Raw genomic sequence first — 3,220 nt, 5'->3', positions numbered from 1 at the left:
AACCGTGCAGAAATTCTCGGAAGACTGCGTATACGAAGATTGGAAAAGCGCAATAAAGCAGCTCACCGAGAGGGGCAAATAGATGGCTTCACGCCTCGAGAATTCGGCGCGAAACGTGTTGGTCGCGGTGTGCGGCCAAGCATTCTCGATCATTCTTGCATTCGTTACGCGCGGCATTTTCGCGCGTCAGCTCAGCCTTGAGTATATGGGCTTGGAGAACTTGTTCTCAAACGTCCTTACCATTCTTTCGCTAGCCGACTTGGGTGTGGCGAGCGCGATCATCTTCGCGCTCTATAGGCCTTTGGCCGAAGAGAACCATGAGCAGGTTCGTGCCATCATGCGCCTGTTCAGAAACGTGTACGTGATTATTGGCCTGGTCATTATCGCGGCGGGCTTGGCTCTTACCCCGTATATCGACGTGCTTATTAAAGACACGCCCGACATCCCGTATTTGAAGCTGTACTTCTTCATGTTCGTGGCCAATACGGGTATATCGTATTTCTTCTCGTACAAGGGCTGCCTCATCGCCGCCGACCAGAAGAAATATATCGTGTCGTTGAACCAGTATGCGTTCCAAATCGTGATGTGCATTGCGCAAATCGCGGTGCTCTTCGTGACGCACAACTATTTCCTCTTTTTGTGCTGCATGATTGGCTCGACGCTTTTGCAGAATATCTCGATTTCGATTATCGCAAATCGCATGTACCCCTACATTTTGAAGGGGAAGGGCAAGCCGAAGGTCGACCCCGAAACGATCGACCAAATCAAGAAGAACACGTTCGCCATGGTGCTGCATCGTGTTGCCGGCGTTGCGAACACCCCCGCAAGCAGTCTTATTCTGAGCTCCTTTGTGGGCATTCATGCTATCGCGCTGTACGGAAACTACATGCTCGTGGTGAATTCCATGACGCGCGTCGTCGATCAGATTTTCGATGCCGTCGTTGCGCCGCTTGGCAACTTGGGCGTCACCGAATCGGGCGAGCGCCAGTATCAGGTGTTCAAGACATGCTTCTTCGTGAATGCATTTATCGCGGCGTTCATTTCGATTCCCATGTTGTGCCTTTTCAATCCCGTGATCACGCAAATTTGGCTTGGTCCCGATTACGCTTTCCCCGAAATCGTCGTGGTGCTGATTGTGCTTTTGTTCTATTTGAAGGAAATGCGCTGCGCCGCCCTCTCGTTTACGAGCGCGTATGGCCTGTATTGGTATACGCGATGGAAGGCGGTTGTCGAGACGGTCGTCATGCTCTCGTTGTCGCTTCTGCTCGTTTTGAAGTTTGAAGTCGCGGGCGTTGTTTTCGCCGGAATTATCAGCACGACGTGCGTCTCTTCGATTTACGAGGGCTACATGCTGTTCAAGCACGGTTTCAAGAAGTCATCGAAGCCGTATTTCGCGAGGTTCTACCTGTATGTCGGCTTCACGGCGATTCTTGCGCTGGTGGCGTGGTTCGGCTGCGCCGCCGTGCCCGATTCGCTTGGCATGGCGGGAATCCTGGTTAAGCTCGTGGTGAGCGTTGCCGTGCCGGTTCTGGGCTTTTGGGCGGTTTTCCGCAAAACGCGAGAATTTGCCGAGCTCAAGTCGATGATGATGCGCATCTTTGCGAAGCTGCCGGTTCTTAAACGTTTTGCCAAGTAGCGTAGAGGCATTTCGTAGAGGCGATGGGATAGTCGAGGGTGCCGACGTTCGTGTCGGCGCCCTCGCTGTTTTTTGTGCGCAGAAGAGTGTGCGTGCTCATTGGGAGGGCGGAGGGCGATCTGTCTTTTCGGCGCAACACCAGCGAGGTTCGTTTATGATGGTCCCAACTGAAAGAGGAGGTTTTGCCATGGCTGTCAAAATGAAAAATGCGCTTGTTGGAAGCGTGGGATTATTTGCAATCGCAATGGCCTTCGCGCTGCTCGCGATTCCTCAAGTTTCATATGCCGACCAGGCTGTCGATGAAAGCGACGCCCTGGCTGCGGCCGATGAGGCCAGGCATGGCTGGGTCCGAGACGAATCGGACAACTGGCTGTACTATGACGCGCAAAGTAACCTGTATGCGGGCTGGCTCAAATATGGGGGCGCGTGGTATTGGCTCAATCCCGAGACCGGCGTTATGGCTGTGGGCGTTGTTGAGATTGACGGCATGGGCTACCACTTTGCGCAATCGGGCGCGCTCACGTATGGATGGGAATTCGATAACGGTTCCTGGTATTGCTCGAATGGCTCGGGCGTGCTTGTGAACGGCTGGTACTCGTATAACGGCGGCTGGTATTACTTCCAAGAGGGCACGTATGCGATGTACGAGGGCATGATCGATTTTGGCGGGCAGCTGTATTGGCTCAAGCCCTCCGCTTCCGGGCGCATGGCCGTCGGTTGGGAGCTCATCGATGGCGACTGGTATCACTTCAAAGGCTCTGGCTGCGCCGATTCGGCATGGCTTGAAGATGGCGGCGATTGGTACTATTTCGATCCCATGACCCATGTTATGGCTACTGGATGGCTGCAGCTTGGCAGCGATTGGTATTACCTTTCCGACTCCGGCGTGATGCAAACGGGCTGGCAGTTTATTTCGGGGACTTGGTACTACTTCGATGGCTCGGGCATTATGGCCGCCGGTGACTGGTATCGCATCGGCGGTACGTGGTACTACTTCCATGATTGGGGCGGCATGGCTACCGGCTGGCTGCAGCTTGGCAACGATTGGTATTGGCTGCGCGACTCGGGCGCCATGGAAACTGGCTGGGCGCAGATCGGCGGCGCGTGGTACCATTTCGCGAATTCCGGCCTTATGTCGAGCAACGGTTGGGAGAAAATCGGCAGCTCGTGGTACTACTTCCGCAGTTGGGGCGGCATGGTTTCGAGCGAATGGATCAACCTTGGCACCGAAGGCGACGACCAATGGTATTACCTCAAGTCGTCGGGAGCCATGCAGACGGGCTGGTGGCACAACTCGGGCCACTATTACTATTTCGGTTCCAATGGCCTTATGACGTCCGATTCCACCTCTCCGAGCTATTTGGCGGGCGAGAACAACCGCCTTTCCGACATGCGCTCGCGCGGGTGGTATGTGAGCCCGCTTTTGGCCGATGAAAACAACACGCGCGAAGAGCGCATCGAGGCGATGATTTCTACCGCGTATGAGTACTACGGCGATACGTATAAAGCATGCTATAGCCAGGCCCCTGGTGGCTATGTCGACTGCAGCGGCCTTGCGATGCAGGGACTGTATGCGGCAGGTTT

General features: G+C 54.8%; 1 protein-coding gene and 1 pseudogene. Both read left to right on the top strand.

All coding sequences use genetic code 11. The annotated features are described in order from the left end of the window. The first annotated feature begins 82 nt into the window (after positions 1-82). Entirely contained in the window at positions 83-1,636 is a 1,554-nt protein-coding gene (locus tag ACWI8T_RS09145) for a lipopolysaccharide biosynthesis protein (protein ID WP_449138714.1), read from the top strand. 187 nt (positions 1,637-1,823) lie between these two features. Next, a pseudogene (locus ACWI8T_RS09140) lies at positions 1,824-3,220 on the top strand (hypothetical protein); the annotation flags it as partial.

Source organism: Slackia sp. (genome assembly GCF_977041755.1).
Note: the sequence above shows the minus strand (reverse complement) of the source record. Positions and strands in the feature narration are given on the sequence as shown.

Excerpts from the sequence above, each read along its gene's own strand:
- ACWI8T_RS09145 (WP_449138714.1), top strand. The coding sequence starts at position 83 with ATGGCTTCACGCCTCGAGAATTCGGCGCGAAACGTGTTGGTCGCGGTG.